The sequence below is a fragment of the Streptobacillus ratti genome (assembly GCF_001891165.1).
Classification (GTDB): Bacteria; Fusobacteriota; Fusobacteriia; order Fusobacteriales; family Leptotrichiaceae; genus Streptobacillus; species Streptobacillus ratti.
Genome location: NZ_LKKW01000086.1, coordinates 1 through 391 on the forward strand (window position 1 = coordinate 1; position 391 = coordinate 391).

1 protein-coding gene is annotated in these 391 nt (G+C 24.0%); it reads right to left on the bottom strand.

The window, feature by feature from the left end; genetic code table 11:
- Positions 1-391 (bottom strand): DUF3991 domain-containing protein (locus BT993_RS06885; protein ID WP_143604316.1); only part of this gene is annotated, 391 nt, incomplete at both ends.

Here is a 391-nt window from a genome sequence, read left to right on the forward strand (position 1 = left end):
ATACATATAAAGTATTAATTTCTGGATTTTCTTCAATTGATCTTCTAGTTAAATTAAAGCCTTTAGATTCTGAAGTATTCCTTCTATATTTAAGCTCACCTGTTCCAATTATTTCTTCACCAATTTTTTCACCATCATTTATATCTTTAATGCTAAAAATTATATTTTTCTTATAATCCATATATAATAATTTATTGTAATATAATGATTCTACAATTTGAGAATCAAGACACCTTTTATCACATAAGTACTTTTTTATATCATCTAAACTACCTTTCTTTTCATAATGCTTGTATTCATATTCTTTTTTTTCATTAATAGTTTCTATTTTACCTGGAATAAATTCTCCATATTCAATAGCATCTAAAAACTCTTGAGATACTTCCCATGC